Genomic DNA, 20,419 nt, shown 5'->3' with positions numbered 1-20,419 from the left:
TCCGCGGAGTCAGGGCCTCAACTCAGAGCCAGCGCGTCGCACCACTGCGGCAGCTGGTTTTCGTGCGTGGGCGCAAAGTAGTCGGCCGTCATGGGCCGGGGGCGGGCCACGGCATAGCCTTGTGCGTAGTCCACGCCTATGGTCTTGAGGGTTTCGGCGATTTCGCGGTTTTCCACGAATTCGGCCACGGTCTTTTTGCCCAGGATATGGCCTATGCGGTTGATCATCTCCACCATGGCGTGGTTGCCCGCATCCTGCAGCATGTCGCGCACGAAGCCGCCGTCTATCTTCAGATAGTCCACGGGCAGCTGCTTGAGGTAGGTGAGGGAGGACATGCCCACGCCGAAATCGTCGAGCGCAAAGCGGCAGCCCATGGAGCGCAGGGCCTGGATCAGCCGTGTGGCATTGCTGAGGTTCTCGATGGCGCAGGTTTCGGTGATCTCGAAGCACAGCGTGTGCGGCGCGATACCGTATTGCTGCATCTCGGACTGCACGAATTCCAGCAGGCTGTCGTCGTCCAGGCTGGTGCCGGAGAGATTGATGGCGCAGGTGCCCACGCGCTGGGAGCCGGCGCTCTGCTGGGCCAGGGTCTGCAGGGTTCTGGAGATCACCCAGCGGTCCAGCGAGGGCATGAGGCCGTAGCGCTCCGCCGCGGGAATAAAGGCGCCGGGCCCCAGAATCTGGCCTTGCTCGTCGCGCAGACGCAGCAGCACCTCGAAATGCAGTCCGGCTTCGCCGCCTTTTTGCAGCGGGGCAATGCTCTGCGCATAGAGGCAGAAGCGGTCCTCGTCCAGCGCCGCGCGGATGCGCGTGGCCCATTCCATCTCGCTCACATAGCGGCTGTAGATGCCGTCTTCGGGCGTGTAGACGAAGATCTTGTTGCGCCCGCGTTCCTTGGCCTGGCAGCAGGCCATGTCGGCCATGCGCAGCAGGTCCGAGACCTTGCTGGCGTCGCCGGGGATATGGACCACGCCGATGGAGAAGCTGGTGCGCAGGCTTTTCTCGCCCCAGCTCACCTGCAGCTGCTGGGCGGCCTGGCGCAGCTTTTCGGCAATCGCCGAAACCGATGGCGGCGGACAATTCTCCAGCAGCACGCCAAATTCGTCGCCGCCCATGCGGGCCAGGAAATCGCTGCCGCGCAGGCTGGCCTGCAGCATGCGCGAGACTTCGCGCAGCATTTCGTCGCCGGCCGAATGGGTGCAGGTTTCGTTGATCAGCTTGAACTGGTCCAGATCGATGTAGAGCACCGCGCAGGGCTTGACCTGGTGCAGGCCTTGGGTTAGCAGTTTCTGCAGCCGGCGCTCGAATTCGCTGCGGTTCTCAAGACCGGTGAGCGTGTCATGGCGCGCGTTCCAGGACAGCTGGTCCATGTACTGCTGCTCGCGCGAGACATCGTGCAGCACGAATACCGCGCCCGTGGCCTGTCCGTCGCGCACTATGGACGAGCCCATGACCTTGACCGGAACAATGCTGTGGTCGGCGCGGCGCACCCAGTGCGTCTGCTCGTCGCGCACGGTGACCTCGTCGGCCATGAGCTGGGTCAGCAGGCTTTCGCTGGTGAACGACGAGTCCATGGTGTAGAACTGCAGCACCTGCTTGATGGACTTGCCCACGGAGCTGTGCTTTTGCAGGCCCAGCAGGCCTATGGCCACGGGATTGATGAAATTGACCACGCCGCTGGCATCGGCGGTGATGACGGCATCGCCGAGTGCGGCCAGCGTGGTTTCGGCGCGCTCTTTTTCGGTTCTGAGACCGGCCTGGATCTGCTCGCGCTGCTGCACCAGGTGCCAGGTGTGCCAGGTCCAGAGAACCATGAGGATCAGGGCCAGACTGCAATTGAGCACCAGCAGCAGCGCCACCATCTTGCGCGAGCTCTGGCCCAGGGAATCGCTGAAGGCCTTGGTGACGGCCGTCGCGCCCTGGTTGAGCAGATCGATCTCGCTTTTCCAGGTGGCGATGCTGGCGGCAGACGGATCGCCGGCCTCATAGCTTTTGCGGATCTCCCGGGCCAGCGCGTCCAGCTGTTCCAGGTATTGATCGCCTTGCTTCCAGTAGTGGACGGGCTCCTGCACCCAGGCGAAGTGGCGGAAGGTGCGCAGCAGCCAGATGATGCCGTCCACATCGTCGGGGTGGTTCTGGCCTTGCTCTATGCCATGGCGCGCGACATCGAGCTGGACGGGCTCGCCGTAGAGGGCCTCCCTGGCCTGGGCGTCGCCATGGGGAACCAGCAAAGCCTGCTGGTAGCGGTCCAGATCCGCCTGCTTGCCGTTATCGGCATAGCGCGAGAGGTAATAGATGGCGTCTTTTTGCGCCTTGGACCAGAGGCTTTCGCCGTTGACGAAGCTGCGTACGGAGGAAAGCAGATAAAGGCTGGAACTGGCGCTGAGTATCAGCACGCCGACCAGCAGGGCGAAAGGCCATACTCGCTGCAGAAACTGCAGAGAGTAGCCATGGGTGCTGGTGTTTGACTGCATATATCTTGGCGGGTGGTTTAAACGTCTGCTTTTGTCCGGGCCGAATGTCTGAAGCCCCTGCGTCTGCTGCCAGAGCGTTCACAGGGTGTTAGGTCTTGTTTGGCTTGTATTTATTCGTAATTCTGTTGAATACCCGTCTAGAGCGGCAAGTCGGACAACTTCCATAAACCCCTGCCTAAAGTTAATGACAGAAAAGCCCAATGGCCTTGTTTCCTGAATAGATATATTGGGCAGAAAACAGATAAACAGCCGTTATTTCTCATCAATAAAATGAGTGGGCCGAGTACTGTTGCAGGCTACGGGCAGCCGGGCGCCAGGAGCAGATCGGTGCGCGCGGATCTGCGGCTGGTGCGATGCGGAGCTGGGAGGGGCGGGAGCCGTCGCGGGACGGATGCCCGGGCGCAGAGCGGTCTCGGGCGTCAGCGTTTCAATGCTGCCGCGGCTATGGCCGTGCGCGAGCAGCGCGCTTGCCGGCCGGGCAAGAGCCGGCAAGCGTCAAAGCGGGTTGTACTTCGGGCCTTACTGGCGCTCAGGCGAGGTCGATGCAGTGGATATGCCCGTTGTCCAGCTGTCTGGCCTTGCGGTCGGCGAAATAGCGCTCCAGGGTCGCCTTGACGGTGCGGAAGGCGATTTCCTCCCACGGAATCTCGGCCTCGGCAAAGAGCCTGGCCTCCAGGGTCTCGGGGCCGGGGTAGCACTGCTCGCTTTTGAGCCGGGCCAGGTAGAAGAAATGCACCTGGCCGACCTGAGGCACGTTGATCACGGAAAACAGACGCCCCATCTCGATATCGGCACCGGCTTCCTCGTCGGTTTCGCGCTGTGCGCCGCCGCTGGTGGTTTCGGCCAGTTCCATAAAACCGGCCGGCAGCGTCCATTTGCCGTAGCGCGGCTCGATATTGCGCTTGCACAGCAGAACGCGTCCGTCATCCATCACGGGCAGGGTGCCCACCACATTGAGCGGATTTTCATAATGAATGGTGCCGCAGGCCGGGCAGACAGCACGCTCGCGCGTGTCCCCATCGTCGGGAACGCGGTAGGTGACTGCGGTGCCGCAATTGCGGCAGAACTTGATGGGGCTGCGGAAAATCATTCCAGCACTATAAGCAATATGGCCCACAAGCGCAGGCACAACAGGCACTGCAAGCTATGAAAAAGGGAGTTGACCAAAAAGCTCGGTTCAACCCCCTTGACGCCATAGGCCGGTGCGCAGCGGAGTCTTAGACGATCTGCAGCTTGATGGGGGTCAGCCCCGCGACGGCGCCTTCAAGCACATCGCCTCGGACGACGGCAGCCACGCCTTCGGGGGTGCCGGTCATGATCAGATCGCCGGGCTGCAGCTCCCAGGCCGCGGACAGGTGCTCTATGGTCTCGGCGATATTCCAGATCAGCTTGTTGATATGGCTGCGCTGGCGGTCTGCGCCGTTGACCTGCAGGGAAATCTCGGCGTTGACGATGTCGCCGGCCTGAGCTGCAGGGGTGATGGGGCCGATGGGAGCCGACTGCTCGAAGGCCTTGCCTATGCACCAGGGCCGGCCCTGTTTTTTCATTTCGTTTTGCAGGTCACGGCGCGTCATGTCCAGACCCACGGCGTAGCCGTAGATATGCTGCAGCGCGTCGGCGGCCTTGATGTTCTTGCCGCCCTTGCCGATGGCGACCACGAGTTCGATCTCATGGTGCAGATTCTGGGTCAGCGTGGGGTAGTCGACCTCGGCGGTGCTGCCGGCTTCCACTGCGACCACGGCATCGGCCGGTTTCAGAAAGAAGAACGGCGGCTCGCGGCCCGTAAAGCCCATTTCCTTGGCATGCTCCTCATAGTTGCGGCCCACGCAGTAAATGCGGTGAATGGGAAAGCGCTCGCCACGGCCCAGAACGGGCAGGCTGGCAACGGCAGGGGGATTGAACACGTAGCTCATGAAGTCCTCGGCAAAAACACGCGCTGGAATCAGCATTGGTTGATGTGACAAACAGTGTGCCATGGAGTGACGGTTTCGGCGGGCAGATGCGTGACGGCTTTTACGTATCCCGACCCGAAACCGCTTACACAGGTTCCGGTGCGCGCTATGCTGCACATATCATGAAGCTGCATACCTACTTCCGCTCATCGGCCTCCTACCGCGTGCGCATCGCGCTGCATCTCAAGGGCCTGCCCTATGATTCTCTGCCCGTGCACCTGGTGCGCGGCGAGCAAAAGGCGCCGGCCTATGCCGCCCATGTGGGCGATGCTCTGGTGCCTTCGCTGATCACCGATGACGGCCACTGGCTGACCCAGTCCATGGCCATCATCGAATATCTCGATGAGACCCATGCCGAAACACCGCTGCTGCCGCGCGATGCTCTGGGCCGGGCCCATGTGCGGGCGCTGGCGCAGATGGTGGCCTGCGAGATACATCCGCTCAACAATCTGCGCGTGCTCAAGTACCTGGTGCACGAGCTCGGAGTGGGCGACGAGGCCAAGACGGGCTGGTATGCGCACTGGGCACGCTCGGGCCTCGAAGCCTTCGAGCGCCAACTGACGCTGCTGGACGCCGAGCGCCAGGCCGATGGCCTGCCGCCATCCCCGTTCTGCTGGGGCGACACACCCACGCTGGCCGAGTGCTGCCTGATTCCCCAGGTCTTCAATGCCCAGCGCTTCAACGTGAGCCTCGAGGGCCTGCCGCGTCTGATGGGAGTGGTCGAGCGCTGCAATGCCTTGCCGGCGTTCCAGCTGGCCCATCCCTCGGCTTGCCCGGACGCGGAATGACGGGCGACGCCTGGCCGGCCTCCTGGCTGGTGCCCGACTGGCCCGCCTTGCCCGGCGTACATGCGGTATGCACCTCGCGTGAGGGCGGGGTCAGCGCCCAGCCCTGGGGTAGTCTGAACCTCGGCGATCATGTGGGTGACGAGTCCGAGCATGTGCGCCGCAACCGGGAGCTGCTGGCCGCGGCGATCCGGCGCGAGACGCCCGGTGCTTGCACGGCTTTTCTGCAGCAGGTCCATGGAGTGGAGGTGCTGGCGCTGGATGCCGCCAATGTGGCGGCGTCCGAGGGAGCGGCCTTCGATGCCTGCGTGACCGCCGATGCCGGTGTGGTCTGCACCATCATGGTGGCGGACTGCCTGCCCGTGTTGTTGGCCCATGATTCGGGGCTTGTCGTGGGAGCAGCCCATGCGGGCTGGCGCGGCCTGGCGGGCATGCCGCCCGGTCGTGTGCGAGACGAAGGCCCGTTGCCCATGGGCGTGCTGGAGACACTGTTCGAGGCTTTTTGCGGGAAGGTCCGGGAAGCGTCTGAGCAGACGGCCATCAAATCCGCTGCCGAGATTGCGGCCCATACCCAGGCCTGGCTGGGGCCGTGCATAGGTACCGAGGCTTTCGAGGTTGGAGTCGAGGTGCGCGAGGCTTTTCTGGCCCATGACCCGACGGCCGCGCGCCACTTCAGGCCTGGCGCCGCGCAGGGCAAGTATCTGGCCGATCTGCCGCGGCTCGCACGTCAGCGCCTCGCGGTCATGGGGATTGCCGCGGTCTACGGCAATGACGGCAGCCAGCGCTGGTGTACCGTGAGCAATGCCTCAAGCTTCTTCTCGCACCGGCGCGACGCCGGGCGGCTGGGCAGCAGCGGGCGTCTGGCCGCCTGCATCTGGCGCGACGCTGGCGTTTGAAGCTGCCTGGACGCTGCCGCTGTCGGCCGGCGTTTGCTGGCGCGCCTTGATGCGGCGCTTGCGCGCCGGCGTGCCCAGTATGTAGAGCACGATGGACAGCGGCAGCACGCCATACAGCAGCAGCGTGAAGAAGGCGCCCAGCAGCGTGCCGCCGGGGCTGGCGGCTTCGGCAATGGCCATCATGACGGTGACATAGGCCCAGGCAATGGCAACCAGATACATAAGCGGTGTCGGGTTCGGTCCATGCGCTCCGCGTCGCGGCTTCACATGGGGTTTTCAGTAAGCGTTTTTCGTCAAAGCATGCAGCTACATAGGTGACAATGCAAAGCGTCAGCCGTATTGCAGATTCCGCATGATCCGGGCTTCGAAAAGAGCAGATCATGCCTTGACTAGGATGTAAGCATGAATTTTGACCCACTCTGGGGCCAGACCGGCCAGTCCATTCAACAGTTTTGGCAGGAACAGTGGAGCCGCAGCCTTCAAAGCCTGCAGCAAATGGGTTCGGCGGCGCCAGCAGGGCTGGCCGACTGGCCGGCGGCAGGGGGGGCTACCGCCGGCAATCCCTGGCATGGCCTGATGGAAGCCATGCAATCGGCCATGCCGCAGGCGGCTGCGGGCACGGCGCTGCAGTTCGATGCCGCCCAGTTGCAGGGTCTGCAGCAGGAGTACCTGAGCGCCGTGCAGTCGCTGGCAGACAATCATTCGGTGCAAGCCATGCTGGCCAAGGACAAGCGCTTTGCGGCCACCGAGTGGGCGGAAAATCCTCTGGCCGCCGTCACGGCCGCCAACTATCTGCTGGGCAGCCGCATGCTGATGGGCATGGCCGAAGCCGTGCAGGGCGACGACAAGACGCGCAACCGCGTGCGCTTTGCGGTCGAGCAATGGGTGGCCGCCATGGCGCCCAGCAATTTTCTGGCGCTCAACGCGGATGCGTTGCACAAGGTGGTGGAGACCAAGGGGGAGAGCCTGGCTCAGGGTATCTCCAATCTGCTGGCCGATATGCGCCAGGGCCATGTGTCCATGACCGACGAGAGTCTGTTCACCGTGGGCAAGAACGTGGCGACCACCGAGGGTGCCGTGATATTCGAGAACGAGCTGTTCCAGCTCATCGAATACAAGCCGCTGACGGCCAAGGTCTACGAGAAGCCTTTTCTCATGGTGCCGCCCTGCATCAACAAGTTCTACATCCTCGATCTGCAGCCCGACAACTCCCTCATCCGCTATGCGGTCAGCCAGGGTCACCGTACTTTCGTGGTCAGCTGGCGCAACCCCGACGAGAGCCTGGGTCACAAGACCTGGGACGACTATATCGAGGACGGTGTGCTCAAGGCCGTGAGCACGGTGCAGGACATTTGCGAGGCGCCGCAGATCAATGTGCTGGGCTTTTGCGTGGGCGGCACCATGCTGTCCACGGCCATGGGCGTGCTGGCAGCGCGCCATGCACGCGAACAGGGACGTGCGCCCGCGGCTAAGGCTGCGCGCAGCCGTTCCGCCGCGGCGAAGACGAGTGCACGGGCCACGGCCAAGCCCGAATCCAGGCCTTTCCCGGTGGCCAGCATGACGCTGCTGACCACGCTGATCGATTTCCGCGATACCGGCATTCTCGATATCTTCATCGACGAAAACGTGGTGCGCTTTCGCGAGATGCAGATGGGCAAGAGCGGTCTCATGAAGGGCCAGGACATGGCGTCCACCTTCAGCTTTCTGCGCCCCAACGATCTGGTCTGGAACTATGTGGTGGGCAATTACCTCAAGGGCGAGACCCCGCCGCCGTTCGACCTGCTGTACTGGAACAGCGATTCGACCAATCTGCCCGGCCCGTTCTACGCCTGGTATCTGCGCCATCTCTACCTAGAAAACAGCCTGATCAAGCCGGGTGCGCTCACCGTCTGCGGCGAAAAGATCGACATGAGCCAGCTCAAGATGCCCGTCTACATCTATGGCTCTCGCGACGACCATATCGTGCCCGTGGGGGCGGCCTATGCCTCTTCCCAGGTGCTGGGCGGCGAGCTGCGCTTCGCGATGGGAGCTTCGGGCCATATCGCCGGCGTCATCAACCCACCGGCCAAGAACAAGCGCAGCCACTGGCTGCGCGAGGACGGGAAGTTCCCGGCCACGCTGCAGGAGTGGCTGGCCGGCTCCTGCGAGTATCCGGGCAGTTGGTGGACCGACTGGAGCGAATGGCTGGGCGGCCATGCGGGCACACAGATTGCCGCGCCCAAGAGCTATGGCCGCGCACGCGCCTATGCCGCCATTGAAGATGCTCCGGGACGCTATGTTCTGGCAAAGGCCTGAGGCACAATGAGCTTCCATATTGCAGTGCAGCAACCGCATTGCAATAGGTGGGCGCCGGTGGCACGATGAACATGCTCCGGCCTGCGTTCATGCATCAAGGGAAAGAAACCTAGAAAGGTTCGTCATCATGGAAGACATCGTTATCGTTTCCGCCGTGCGTACGGCAGTAGGCAAATTCGGCGGCTCTCTGGCCAAGATTCCTGCCACGCAGCTGGGCGCGACCGTGATCAGCGAAGCCCTGGCCCGCGCCAAGGTGAGCAAGGATCAGGTGGGTGAAGTCATCATGGGCCAGGTGCTCACGGCCGGCGCCGGCCAGAATCCCGCGCGCCAGGCCATGATGGCCGCAGGCATTGCCAAGGAAACTCCGGCCTTGACCATCAACGCCGTCTGCGGATCGGGCCTGAAGGCCGTGATGCTGGCCGCCCAGGCCGTGGCCACGGGCGACAGCGAGATCGTGGTGGCCGGCGGCCAGGAGAACATGAGCCTGGCCCCCCATACTCTGCCGGGCTCGCGTGACGGCCAGCGCATGGGCGACTGGAAGCTGGTGGACACCATGATCGTCGACGGCCTCTGGGACGTCTACAACCAGTACCACATGGGCATCACGGCCGAAAACGTGGCCAAGGAAAAGCAGGTCAGCCGTGCCCAGCAGGATGCGCTGGCGCTGGCCAGCCAGCAAAAGGCCGCGGCCGCTCAGGACGCAGGCAAGTTCAAGAGCGAAATCGTGCCCGTGAGCATTCCCCAGCGCAAGGGCGACGCTATCGTCTTTGATAGCGACGAGTACATCAACCGCAAGACCAACGCCGATGTGCTGGCCACGCTCAAGCCCGCTTTCGACAAGGCCGGCTCGGTGACGGCCGGCAATGCCTCGGGCCTGAATGACGGTGCGGCCGCCGTGGTGGTCATGAGCGCCGCCAAGGCCAAGGCCCTGGGCCTCAAGCCCCTGGCCAGGATTGTTTCCTATGCGACCAGCGGTCTGGCGCCCGAAGTCATGGGCCTGGGACCGATCTATGCAACGCGCAAGGCTCTGGACCGCGCGGGCTGGACGGCCGCCGATGTGGATCTGTTCGAACTCAACGAAGCGTTTGCCGCACAAGCCTGTGCCGTAAACCAGGAACTGGGCATCGATGCGGCCAAGGTCAATGTCAACGGCGGCGCCATCGCCATCGGCCATCCCATCGGCGCCTCGGGCTGCCGCATTCTGGTGACCCTGCTGCACGAAATGCAGCGCAGTGGTGCCAAGAAGGGCTTGGCCGGTCTGTGCATTGGTGGCGGCATGGGTGTCGCCATGGCTCTCGAGGCTTGCTGATAGCCGGGGCCGGGTGCTTGATGCGTGGCAAATCCTTGCTGCGCATTCTCGGCGAAGATCGATAGATGAAAGAGTTCGGGTCGGCTCAAACCCTGTTTTCCGCCGGAAGTGCCGGCAGGTGGGTGCAGGCCGATCCGGAGGATAAGCAGCTAATGACTGTCTATCCCTGATAGTGTGATCGTGAAATAACCCTTGATTGACAGGAGGCAAGAATGGGACAGAAAGTAGCGTACGTCACGGGAGGCATGGGTGGTATCGGTACCGCGATTTGCCAGCGTTTGCATAAGGATGGCTTCAAGGTGATCGCGGGCTGCGGCCCATCGCGCGACTTCCAAAAGTGGCTGGACGAGCAAAAGGCTCAGGGTTATACGTTTTATGCATCGGTCGGCAATGTGGGCGACTGGGGCTCCACCGTCGAGGCCTTCAACCAGACCAAGGCCGAACACGGCAGCATCGATGTGCTGGTGAACAATGCGGGTATCACGCGTGACCGCATGTTCATCAAGATGACGCCCGATGACTGGAAGTCGGTGATCGAAACCAACCTCAACTCCATGTTCAACGTCACCAAACAGGTGGTGGGCGACATGGTTGAAAAGGGCTGGGGCCGGATCATCAATATCAGCTCGGTCAACGGCGCCAAGGGGCAGGCCGGCCAGACCAACTACTCGGCGGCCAAGGCCGGCATGCATGGCTTCACCATGGCGCTGGCGCAGGAGCTGGCGGCCAAGGGTGTGACGGTGAATACCGTGAGCCCCGGCTATATCGGTACCGACATGGTCAAGGCCATCCGTCCCGATGTGCTGGACAAGATCGTGGCCGGCGTGCCCGTCAAGCGACTGGGCGAGCCCAGCGAAATTGCCTCCATCATCTCCTGGCTGGCTTCCGAAGAGGGCAGCTATTCCACAGGTGCGGATTTTGCCGTCAATGGTGGCCTGCACATGCACTAGGCCTTTTTCGGCCGCGACCAAAAAAGGAGCTTCGCGCTCCTTTTTTTATATCGGTCGGCGCTTGACTTGCAATGGCTTGGCATCGAAAAGCCCTAAATGACAAAACCCGCAAGAAGCGGGTTTGGCGTGGATTTTTTGAAACATGCCACTGAGATGGTGGCCTGCAGCAAGGTCGCGGTACTTGTGCTTCAAGTTCGCCGATCAGTGCCTTGCTGCATAGGCACCTGGCCGCAATACCTGCTCCGGTATTGCTGGCAAGCGCTTAACGCTTGCGGTCGCGTTCGTCTTCGGGCCAGATGGACATGATGTTGGTGGTTTGCATGGGGAATTTCTCCTGTTTGCCTGTACAACGCTTGAGCGGTTCAGCTCGTTGACAGCATTTCCAAAATTTTTTGCTGTTCTTTTATCCAGTTATGGACTCAGGCTGCAACGCGGGGCGTGCGCTTGCGGTCACGCTCGTCCCAGGGCCAAGCCATCAGAGACATGCCGGTTGCCTGGGCTTTTGCAGTGTCGATAACAGTGTTGGTCATTGCGCTTCACTCCTTTGCGTGTTCAACGCAGGGCCGTGGGTGCAGGTTGACCGAAGGTCGAAGAAAAACCGCAAAAAAATGCAAGCAGGGTTTGACGATGTTGTCAGTCGGACGTCGAGCTGAATAAAAACATAGCGGCTAACGCAGATCTGATCTGCGCCAGCCGCTGTTTTTAATTGGCTTCTGCGGCCAGGGCCTCGATCTGCTCCGAGAGCTCCAGCCAGCGCTCCTCGAGCAGCTCGATCTCATCGTTGAGCGTTTTGAGCTGGCGTCCGGCCTCGGCAATATCGGTGCCGGACAGGCCAGGCATGGCCAGTTTCTCCTCCAGCGCGCTGCGTTCATGGCCCAACTTTGGCAGGCGCTTGTCGATCTGCTCCAGCTCCTTCTTGAAGGGCTTGGTCTTGTCGGCCAGTTGCTGGCGGGCCGCTGCAGCCAGGCGCCGGGCCTCTCTGGGATCGACGCTGGTCTCGGCCTGGGGGACGGTCGCCCCGGCGGGCGCCAGGGCTCGATATGCTTCGGCCGTCTGGCCGCCCTGGTCGGCCAGACGGGCTTCCTCGCGCAAGCGCTTGGACTCTTCCAGCAGATAGCGCTGGTAGTCGTCCAGGTCGCCGTCAAACGGGCCGACCTTGCCGCGTCCCACCATCCAGAAGTCCTCGCAGACGGCGCGCAGCAGGTGACGGTCGTGGGAGACCAGCATCACGGTGCCGTCAAAGTCATTGATGGCCATGGCCAGGGCTTCGCGCGTGGCCAGGTCCAGGTGGTTGGTGGGCTCGTCCAGCAGCAGCAGATTGGGGCGTTGCCAGACGATCATGGCCAGCACCAGGCGGGCTTTTTCGCCGCCGCTCATGCTGCCCACGTTCTGCTTGACCATGTCGCCGCTGAAATTGAAGGTACCCAGGTAGTTGCGCAGATCCTGCTCGCGGGCCGAGTTGCCCGCGTCGCCGACCTCCTTGGCCAGACGGATCATGTGCTCCAGCGGGTTCTCGCCGGGGCGCAGCACGTCCAGCTCCTGCTGGGCAAAGTAGCCTATGTTCAGGCCCTTGCCCTCGGTCACCTTGCCGGCCAGCGCCTTCATCTCGCGCGCAATGGTCTTGACCAGCGTGGATTTACCCTGACCGTTGGCACCCAGAATGCCGATGCGCTGGCCTGCCAGCACGGAGCGGTTGACGCCCTGCAGGATGGTGGTCTGGTTGCCGTCCTCATCCTCATAGCCGAAAGCCGCATCGGTGATGGCCAGCATGGGATTGGGTAGATTGGCGGGCTCCTTGAATTCGAAGGTGAATTCGGCGGCTGCGAGCACGGGCGCGATCTTTTCCATGCGCTCGATCTGCTTGACCCGGCTTTGCGCCTGCTTGGCCTTGGTGGCCTTGGCCTTGAAGCGGTCGATGAACTTCTGCAGATGGGCAATCTTGTCCTGCTGGCGCTCGAAGGCGGCCTGCTGCTGCTCCAGCTGCAGGGCCTGCAGCTCTTCGAACTTGCTGTAATTGCCGCCGTAGCGTGTCAGTCGTGCATTTTCGATATGCAGGGTGACATTGGTGATGGCATCGAGAAACTCGCGGTCGTGGCTGATGGTGATCAGCGTGCCGGGGTAGCGCTTGAGCCAGGCTTCCAGCCAGACCAGGGCGTCCAGATCCAGGTGGTTGGTCGGTTCGTCCAGCAGCAGCAGATCCGAGGGGCACATCAGCGCGCGGGCCAGCTGCAATCGCATGCGCCAACCGCCCGAGAAGCTGTTGACGGGGTGATCGAGCTCGGACACCTTGAAGCCCAGGCCCAGAATCAGCGACTGGGCGCGCGACACGGCATCATGGGCGCCGGCATCGGCGAGGTCGGCATGGGCCTGGGCAATCGCCATGCCGTCACCCGACTTTTCAGCCGCTGCCAGCTGGGCCGTGACTTCGGCCAGGCGGGTGTCGCCGTCCAGCACAAACTGGGTGGCGGACTCGTCGGTCTCCGGCATGTGCTGGGCGACCTGGGCCATGCGCCATTGCGCGGGGATGAAAAAATCACCGCCGTCTTCATGGAGCGAGCCATTGAGCAGGGCAAACAGGGTGGATTTGCCTGCGCCGTTGCGGCCGACAAGGCCCACGGATTCGCCGGGATTGATGGTGATGGAGGCGTTGTCCAGCAGCACGCGGGTGCCGCGGCGCAGGATGATGTTCTTGAGGCTGATCATGACTGGGCCCGATTATCCCAGCGATTGGGTGCAGGCCGGTTTGTGTTGGGATTGTGGCCGCGGTGTGGACGCGGGAGCCGCAGGCCTCAGCTAGTACTGCCGCTGCCATCCGGTCCCAGGCGCGACGATCTCTGCGCCTATACTGCCTTGGTATTTTTCGATAATGCAGCTTTGCCTCGCGGCTTTAATCCAGAAACGCAGAGTTGGAGCCGGGCGCCAGTCGTTTGGGCTGGCAGTCATTGGGCCGCATGGACGAAATTGGGCTGCCCTTCAAGACTGTGATGAAATGGCGTGGAACATTTAATTGGAACGGCGAGGCGAGTAAGGGATTGCGCCGGGGGTATTTGAAGAATTGTTAGCAGGTTGTAATGTTGGTTCGATCCGGCATGGATCGGGCGGAAGGCCTCGCTGGATGGCGTATCTTTAATTAAATAATTAACTTGTTCGCTGATATAACGGGTCTAACAACTGATGCAGCAAAACCTGTCCTATTCAAGCCAGAGCGGCTCTCCTCATTGGCGCATTGAAGATATCGCTTTTGCCGAGATTGATCGTGCGGCGGTCGAGAACAATGAAGACCTGTTCTTTCTGCTGATGAGTGCTTCCTTTGTCGAAACCGGCTCCGATACCTATGCCACCAATCTCGCCGAGCACTATGCGGCCTATCCGGAGATTGCGTCCTGGCTCAAGGACCACTGGGAGGCCGAGGAACTGCAGCACGGCCAGTCCCTGCGCGTCTATGTGGAGACCGTCTGGCCCGAATTTCCCTGGCAGCAGGCCTATGACAGCTTTTTTGCCGAATATTCCAAGCTCTGCACCATGGAGGAGCTCTACCCCGACCAGCGCCTGGAAATGGTGGCGCGCTGCGTGGTGGAGACCGGCACCACGGCTTACTATCACACGCTGCGCGAACTCAGCGACGAGCCGGTGCTGACGGGGCTGCTGGACAATATCCGCAGCGACGAGGTCAGCCACTACAAGCATTTCCTCAAGTATTTCAAGCAACTGCAGGGCCAGTCGCCCGTGGGGCGCATGCGCATTGCCGGGGCTTTGTATGGACGGCTCAAGGAGTTGCGCGAGAGCGATTCGGACATCGCGCTGCGCCATGTCTGGGCGCACAAGGGCCGTTATTTCGCTAACAGCGGCAGGCGTTTCGAAGACCTGGCCCGGCATATCTACGAGCTGGTGAGCCGGCGCCTGCCGGCCGATCTCGCGGTGCGCATGCTGCTCAAGCCTATGCTGCTGCCCGCGCGCGTGGAGGGGCTGATCCGCACGCCGATCTCCAAGCTGGCGACACGCGTGATGTCTCACTGATGGAAGCTGGCGCAGAATGAAAAAGGCCCGGATATTCCGGGCCTTTTGGCTTGGCCGCTGCGAATGTCTAGCGTGGCAGGTCGTGGTTTGACCAGTGGCGCAGCGCCTCTTCGGTGATCAAGAGCACCTGCTCGTCGCCCGAGCTGGTGTCGAGCCAGAACACGGGCAGATCGGGGAAGGCGGCCTCGAAGAACGGCTTTTCATTGCCGATTTCCAGAATCACCACGGCTTCCTTGTTCAGGCGTGCAGGCAGGTCCTGGAACAGCTGGCGGATGAAGTCCATGCCGTCACGGCCGCCGGCCAGGGCCAGCTCGGGCTCGGCCTGGTACTCGGCGGGCAGCTTGCTCATGCTGTCGGCGTTCACATAGGGCGGGTTGCACAGCACCAGGTCCCAGGGGCCGGGCAGCTGGCTCAGTCCATCGCTTTCCACCAGCTTCACGCGCTGCTGCAGCCCGTGCTTGTCCACATTGATGCGGGCTACGGCCAGGGCATCCTGCGAGATGTCGGCGCCCGTGACGCTGACCTCGGGGTAGGCCATGGCGGCCAGGCAGGCCAGGGAGCCGTTGCCGGTGCACAGATCCAGCACCTGCAGGGTCTTGTCCGAGAGCCAGCCGTCTATGCTGCCGTCGGCCAGCAGCTCGGCGATGAAGCTGCGCGGAACGATGGAGCGCTCGTCGACGTAGAAAGGCACACCCACCAGCCAGGCCTCGCGGGTCAGGTAGGCGGCGGGCTTGCGCGTACGGATGCGCTCCTCAAAAAGCATGGCTACCTGCGCTTGCTGCTCCTTGGTGACGGCCTGATCTGCGACGGATTCCGGGGCGCCCGGCGTGAGTTCGCTGTCCAGCGGCAGGCCCAGCTTCCAGAGCGTGAGCCAGGCGGCCTCGTCCTCGGCCGTGGCCGTGCCGTGGCCGAAGGCCACTGCGGCCGCGGTCAGCGCCTGCGCGCCGCTGGCAATCAGGGCGGCAATCGTGGCGCCGGAGATTTGAGAGGTGGTGCTGTTGCTCATGCGGTCTGCGGGCTGGTCTGCTGGCGCTGGAGTTGTTCCAGCGTCTTGCGGTAGATGTTCTTGAGCGGCTCGATATCGGCCACGGCAATGTGTTCGTCGATCTTGTGGATGCTGGCGTTGGGCGGGCCCATCTCGATGACCTGGGGGCAGATCTGGGCGATGAAGCGCCCGTCGCTGGTGCCGCCCGTGGTCGAGAGTTCGGTATCCAGTCCGGTTTCGTCCTTGATGGCGGCCTGCACCGCGCCGACCAGAGTGCCGGGCGTGGTCAGGAAAGGCTGGCCGCCTATGGTCCAGACCAGCGAATATTCCAGGCCGTGGCGGTCCAGCACCTCGTGCACGCGCTTTTGCAGCGACTCCGAGCTGGATTCGGTGCAGAAGCGGAAGTTGAAATCGATCACCACATGGCCGGGAATCACATTGCTGGCTCCGGTGCCGCCGTGGATATTGCTGATCTGCCAGCTGGTGGGCTGAAAGAATTCATTGCCGCGGTCCCAGACCGTGGCCGCGAGTTCGGCCAGCGCGGGCAGGGCCTCGTGAATCGGGTTGCGCGCCAGCTGCGGGTAGGCGATATGGCCTTGCACGCCGTTGACGGTGAGCTTGCCGCTCATGGTGCCGCGGCGGCCGTTCTTGATCATGTCGCCGGTCTGCTTCACCGAGGTGGGCTCGCCCACGATGCACCAGTCCAGGCGCTCGCCGCGCTTTCTGAGCTCCTCGACCACGACCTTGGTGCCGTCCACGGACGGACCTTCCTCGTCGCTGGTCAGCAACAGGGCAATGTCGAAGGCCGGCTCGGACGTGGCGAGCAGAAACTCTTCCAGCGCCACGACGAAGGCGGCGATGGAGGTCTTCATATCGCTGGCGCCACGGCCGTAGAGGCGGCCGTCGCGGTGCATGGGCACAAACGGCGGGCTGCTCCATTCCTTGAGCGGGCCCGGAGGCACGACATCGGTATGGCCGGCGAACACCAGCACGGGCCTGTCGGAATGAATGGCACCGGGCGCCGCCGGGCTGTGGGCCGAGATGCGCTTGGCCCACAGATTGCGCACGCGGAAATCTTCGGGGCCGCTGTCCAGCCTCTCGCAGGCAAAGCCCATGGGCGTCAGGGCATCGGCCAGCAGCTCAAGGCAGCCGGCGTCTTCGGGGGTGACAGAGGGCAGGCTGATGAGCTGCTCGGTCAGTTGCAGGGTGCGGGACATGGAGGGGCTTCAAACTAAAACGATGTCAGGGTTGCCGTTTCAGGCGGGCTTGACATCCAGGGTGATTTCCGTGAACGACGGCATATCGTCATCGCCGGGTAGCATCACATCGGGGCTTTCCGGTGCGCTGGGGCGCGAGGCATGGTTGAGGTCATGGTCCAGGCGCCACATCAGATTGGTGGGCGAATCGGCATAGGCCAGCGCTTCGCTGCGCTCAATTGTGCCACTGCACACCAGGGCGGACAGCGCATCCTCAAAGGTTTGCGAGCCTTCGGCCATGGATTTCTCCATGGCTTCCTTCACTCCGGCGAAGTCGCCGCGCAGAATCATGTCGCCTATCAGCTTGGTGTTGAGCATGACTTCCACGGCCGGCACGCGCGAGCCCGTGACGGTGCGCACCAGGCGCTGGGAGATCACGGCCTTGAGCGAGGCGGCCAGCTCGCCCAGCATGGTGGGGCGCACCTCCTCGGGGAAGAATGACAGTATGCGGTTGAGCGTCTGGTAACTGTTGTTGGCGTGCAGCGTGGCCAGGCATAGATGGCCCGATTGCGCATAGGCCAGGGCGGCGGACATGGTCTCGCGGTCGCGGATTTCGCCGATCAGGATCACGTCGGGCGCCTGGCGCAGCGCGTTCTTGAGGGCGGTGTGCAGCGAGTCGGTATCGGTGCCCACCTCGCGCTGGTTGACGATGGACTTCTTGCTGCGGAACTGGAATTCGATAGGGTCTTCCACCGTGAGGATGTGGCCCGTGAGCTTGGTATTGCGCTCCTCGATCATGGCGGCCAGGCTGGTGCTCTTGCCCGAGCCCGTGGCGCCCACCACCAGCACCAGCCCGCGCTTTTCCATGATCAGATTGCTGAGGACCGGAGGCAGGTTCAGGCTGTCGCGCGTGGGCACTTGCAGCGAGATATAGCGAATCACCACCGCATAGCTGCCGCGCTGGCGCATGGCGCTGATACGGAAGCGACCTATGCCGCTGATGGGAATCGCGATATTGAGCTCGTGCTTCTGCTTGAGCTCCTCGATCGCGGCCGGCGTCACGACTTCGGCCAGCAGGGCCAGCGGAGCTTCGGGGGGCAGTTCCTGGTTGTTGATGGGAACGCAGACGCCGTTGATCTTGATCAGCGCCGGGGCGCGGGCCGACAGATACACGTCCGAGGCATTCTTTTCGGCCATCAGACGCAGAATTTTTTCCATGGTGCTCATTCGTTCCTCAGCTTGTTATGCGCGAGCTCTCTATCCGCGCATGTTAGCGTCTTGTGATGCGGGCCGCGTGCTGGCGGCCCGCGCGCACTGATCCTGGGCATGAAAAAAGCCTGCGCGCCTAGGCGGGCAGGCTTGGTCGCGTCGAGGCGGCTAGGGCCTCGTCGCGCTATCAGTCGCGCAGCAGGTCGTTGATGCTGGTCTTGGAGCGAGTCTGGGCATCCACGCGCTTGACGATGATGGCCGCGTACATGGAGTAGTCCTTGCCGTCCTTGGCCTTCTTGGGGATGTTGCCGCTGACCACCACCGAGCCGCTGGGCACGCGGCCATAGCTGATTTCGCCGGTTTCGCGGTTGAACAGAGGTGTCGACTGGCCGATGTACACGCCCATGCCCAGCACGGAGTTCTCTTCGACGATCACGCCTTCGACGACTTCGGAGCGCGCGCCGATGAAGCAGTTGTCTTCGATGATGGTGGGGTTGGCTTGCAGGGGCTCGAGCACGCCGCCCAGGCCCACGCCGCCCGACAGGTGGACGTTCTTGCCCACTTGGGCGCAGGAGCCCACGGTGGCCCAGGTGTCGACCATGGTGCCTTCGTCCACATAGGCGCCGATGTTCACATAGGAAGGCATCAGGATGGCGCCCTTGGCGATGAAGGAGCCGCGGCGGGCCACGGCCGGAGGCACGACGCGCACGCCGGTGGCGGCGATCTCGGCTTCGCTCATACCTTCAAACTTGGTGGGCACCTTGTCGAAGAAGCTCAGGTCGCCGGACTTGATCAGAGCATTGTCCTTGAGACGGAAGGATAGCAGCACGGCCTTCTTGATCCACTGGTGCACGGTCCACTGGCCCACGCCTTCGCGGGAGGCCACGCGCAGCTTGCCGTTGTTGAGTTCGGCGATCACATGCTCCACGGCATCCACCACTTCCTTGGGGGCGGCGGAAGGCGAGATATTGGCACGGTTGTCCCAGGCGTTGTCGATGATGGATTGCAGTTGTTGCGTCATGATGTTTTCGGTCAAAGATCGAAAGTTGAGGTGAATCGAAGAGGAATAAAAGGCCTGCGATGGCAGGCCTTGGAATTGTCAGCGGCTACGGCTCTCGATGAACTGGGCAATGCGCTGCGCGGCTTCCAGGCATTCTGCCGTTTCGGCGACCAAAGCCATGCGCACGCGGTTGGCACCGGGGTTCGTGCCATGGGCTTCGCGGGCCAGATAGCTGCCCGGCAACACTGTAACACCTGTATGAGCATACAGCTCGCGGGCGAACTGCGCATCATCCATGCCCAATGCAGAGGGGATGCCTGCCCAGAGGTAAAAGCTCGCATCGGGCAGCTTCACGTCCATGACCTTGGCCAGCACCGGCGTGACCTGGGCGAACTTTTCGCGATACAGGCGGCGGTTTTCCACCACATGGGCTTCGTCGCCCCAGGCAGCCACCGATGCATTCTGCACCACGGGGCTCATGGCGCCGCCGTGATAGGTGCGATACAGCAGGAAGGACTTGAGCAGGGCCGCATCGCCGGCCACGAAGCCGCTGCGCAGGCCGGGCACATTGCTGCGCTTGGAGAGGCTGGTGAACATCACCAGGTTCTTGAAATCATGGCGGCCCAGCTTCTGCGCGGCTTCCAGGCCGCCCAGCGGCGCTTCGTCCTGGAAGTAGATCTCGCTATAGCACTCGTCGCTGGCGATCACGAAGCCGTGGCGGTCCGACAGCGCGAACAGCTTTTCCCATTCGGACAGCGGCATCACCGCGCCCGTGGGGTTGCCGGGCGAGCAGACGAAGATCATCTGCGTGTTCTGCCAGACCTGCTCGGGCACGGCATCCCAGTTCACCGCAAAGTTGCGCGCTGCGTCGCTGGCCGCGTAATAGGGCGTGGCGCCGGCCAGCAGCGTGGCGCCCTCGTAGATTTGATAGAAGGGGTTGGGGCAGATGACCCGTGCCTCGGGACGGCTGCTGTCCACGACCACCTGGGTGAAGGCGAACAAGGCCTCGCGCGAACCATTGACCGGCAGCACCTGGGTGGCTGCATCGAGCGCTATGCCGTAGCGCTGGTTGGCCCATTGGGCGCAGGCTTCGCGCAGCGCCGCAGTGCCGGCCGTGGCAGGGTAGACGGACAGGCCTTGCAGCTCGCTGCTCAGGGCCTGTTCGATGAACGCAGGCGTGGGGTGGCGCGGCTCGCCTATGCCCAGGCTGATGGGCCGGATTCCGGCAGGCGGCTGCACGGAGGCGAACAGTTGGCGAAGACGTTCAAACGGGTAGGGCTGGAGGCGCGAGAGCAGGGGGTTCATAGACTCATATTATGGGCTGATGCCATTTGCGCATGAGCAAAGGATG

General features: G+C 62.8%; 16 protein-coding genes. 6 read left to right on the top strand and 10 right to left on the bottom strand.

The window, feature by feature from the left end; genetic code table 11:
• Window positions 1-17: 17 nt before the first annotated feature.
• From AB6724_RS05980 to AB6724_RS05970, 3 genes are all read right to left on the bottom strand, one after another.
• A complete protein-coding gene (locus tag AB6724_RS05980) occupies window positions 18-2,474 on the bottom strand; it encodes a putative bifunctional diguanylate cyclase/phosphodiesterase (RefSeq protein WP_369337589.1) in 2,457 nt (818 codons plus the stop codon).
• Window positions 2,475-3,003: 529 nt separating this feature from the next.
• Window positions 3,004-3,564 carry an NUDIX hydrolase gene (locus AB6724_RS05975; protein WP_369337588.1) on the bottom strand — a complete coding sequence of 187 codons (561 nt, stop codon included), beginning with the start codon at window positions 3,562-3,564 and terminating at the stop codon, window positions 3,004-3,006.
• Window positions 3,565-3,691: 127 nt separating this feature from the next.
• Window positions 3,692-4,387: a fumarylacetoacetate hydrolase family protein gene (locus AB6724_RS05970; protein ID WP_369337709.1), complete on the bottom strand. Its 696-nt coding sequence runs from the start codon at window positions 4,385-4,387 to the stop codon at window positions 3,692-3,694.
• A 161-nt stretch (window positions 4,388-4,548) separates the two neighbouring features.
• Here AB6724_RS05970 and maiA point away from each other — a divergent pair, with 161 nt between their 5' ends.
• Window positions 4,549-5,214 (top strand): maleylacetoacetate isomerase, encoded by a 666-nt coding sequence (gene maiA, locus AB6724_RS05965; RefSeq protein ID WP_369337587.1) that lies wholly within the window; start codon window positions 4,549-4,551, stop codon window positions 5,212-5,214.
• Window positions 5,211-6,107, top strand: coding sequence for a purine nucleoside phosphorylase YfiH/LACC1 family protein (locus AB6724_RS05960; protein ID WP_369337586.1), 897 nt, complete (start codon window positions 5,211-5,213; stop codon window positions 6,105-6,107). The genes maiA and AB6724_RS05960 overlap by 4 nt, the downstream gene beginning before the upstream one ends.
• Here the strand turns inward: AB6724_RS05960 and AB6724_RS05955 are convergent.
• Window positions 6,018-6,329 carry a hypothetical protein gene (locus tag AB6724_RS05955; protein ID WP_369337585.1) on the bottom strand — a complete coding sequence of 104 codons (312 nt, stop codon included), beginning with the start codon at window positions 6,327-6,329 and terminating at the stop codon, window positions 6,018-6,020. The two genes, AB6724_RS05960 and AB6724_RS05955, sit on opposite strands and share 90 nt — an antisense overlap.
• A 180-nt stretch (window positions 6,330-6,509) precedes the next feature.
• Here AB6724_RS05955 and AB6724_RS05950 point away from each other — a divergent pair, with 180 nt between their 5' ends.
• From AB6724_RS05950 to phbB, 3 genes are all read left to right on the top strand, one after another.
• Entirely contained in the window at window positions 6,510-8,402 is a 1,893-nt protein-coding gene (locus tag AB6724_RS05950; protein WP_369337584.1) for a PHA/PHB synthase family protein, read from the top strand.
• Between the two features lie 127 nt (window positions 8,403-8,529).
• On the top strand, window positions 8,530-9,711 hold the full coding sequence (locus AB6724_RS05945; protein ID WP_369337583.1) for an acetyl-CoA C-acetyltransferase: 1,182 nt from the start codon (window positions 8,530-8,532) through the stop codon (window positions 9,709-9,711).
• A 212-nt stretch (window positions 9,712-9,923) separates the two neighbouring features.
• A complete protein-coding gene (phbB, locus tag AB6724_RS05940; RefSeq protein WP_369337582.1) occupies window positions 9,924-10,661 on the top strand; it encodes an acetoacetyl-CoA reductase in 738 nt (245 codons plus the stop codon).
• Window positions 10,662-11,363: 702 nt separating this feature from the next.
• On the opposite strand, the gene abc-f is transcribed toward phbB, so the two are convergent.
• Window positions 11,364-13,364 (bottom strand): ribosomal protection-like ABC-F family protein, encoded by a 2,001-nt coding sequence (gene abc-f, locus AB6724_RS05935; RefSeq protein WP_369337581.1) that lies wholly within the window; start codon window positions 13,362-13,364, stop codon window positions 11,364-11,366.
• A 471-nt stretch (window positions 13,365-13,835) separates the two neighbouring features.
• Between abc-f and AB6724_RS05930 the strand changes: the two genes are divergently transcribed.
• Entirely contained in the window at window positions 13,836-14,678 is an 843-nt protein-coding gene (locus AB6724_RS05930; protein WP_369337580.1) for a ferritin-like domain-containing protein, read from the top strand.
• A gap of 67 nt (window positions 14,679-14,745) precedes the next feature.
• On the opposite strand, the gene prmB is transcribed toward AB6724_RS05930, so the two are convergent.
• The 5 genes from prmB to dapC form a co-directional block, all read right to left on the bottom strand.
• Window positions 14,746-15,684, bottom strand: coding sequence for a 50S ribosomal protein L3 N(5)-glutamine methyltransferase (gene prmB / locus AB6724_RS05925; protein WP_369337579.1), 939 nt, complete (start codon window positions 15,682-15,684; stop codon window positions 14,746-14,748).
• On the bottom strand, window positions 15,681-16,880 hold the full coding sequence (gene dapE, locus AB6724_RS05920) for a succinyl-diaminopimelate desuccinylase (protein WP_369337578.1): 1,200 nt from the start codon (window positions 16,878-16,880) through the stop codon (window positions 15,681-15,683). The genes prmB and dapE overlap by 4 nt, the downstream gene beginning before the upstream one ends.
• 39 nt (window positions 16,881-16,919) lie before the next feature.
• Window positions 16,920-18,086 (bottom strand): PilT/PilU family type 4a pilus ATPase, encoded by a 1,167-nt coding sequence (locus tag AB6724_RS05915; protein ID WP_369337577.1) that lies wholly within the window; start codon window positions 18,084-18,086, stop codon window positions 16,920-16,922.
• 169 nt (window positions 18,087-18,255) lie between these two features.
• Window positions 18,256-19,089: a 2,3,4,5-tetrahydropyridine-2,6-dicarboxylate N-succinyltransferase gene (gene dapD / locus AB6724_RS05910; protein ID WP_369337576.1), complete on the bottom strand. Its 834-nt coding sequence runs from the start codon at window positions 19,087-19,089 to the stop codon at window positions 18,256-18,258.
• 78 nt (window positions 19,090-19,167) lie between these two features.
• The gene (gene dapC / locus AB6724_RS05905; RefSeq protein ID WP_369337575.1) at window positions 19,168-20,373 is read right to left on the bottom strand and encodes a succinyldiaminopimelate transaminase; all 1,206 of its coding nucleotides are present in this window, start codon (window positions 20,371-20,373) and stop codon (window positions 19,168-19,170) included.
• Window positions 20,374-20,419 lie beyond the last annotated feature (46 nt).

It is taken from the genome of Comamonas guangdongensis (assembly GCF_041079535.1).
In the GTDB taxonomy this organism is placed as follows: Bacteria; Pseudomonadota; Gammaproteobacteria; order Burkholderiales; family Burkholderiaceae_C; genus Comamonas; species Comamonas guangdongensis.
The sequence above is the reverse complement of the archived record's forward strand: the minus strand, read 5'-3'. Positions and strand labels throughout refer to the sequence as shown.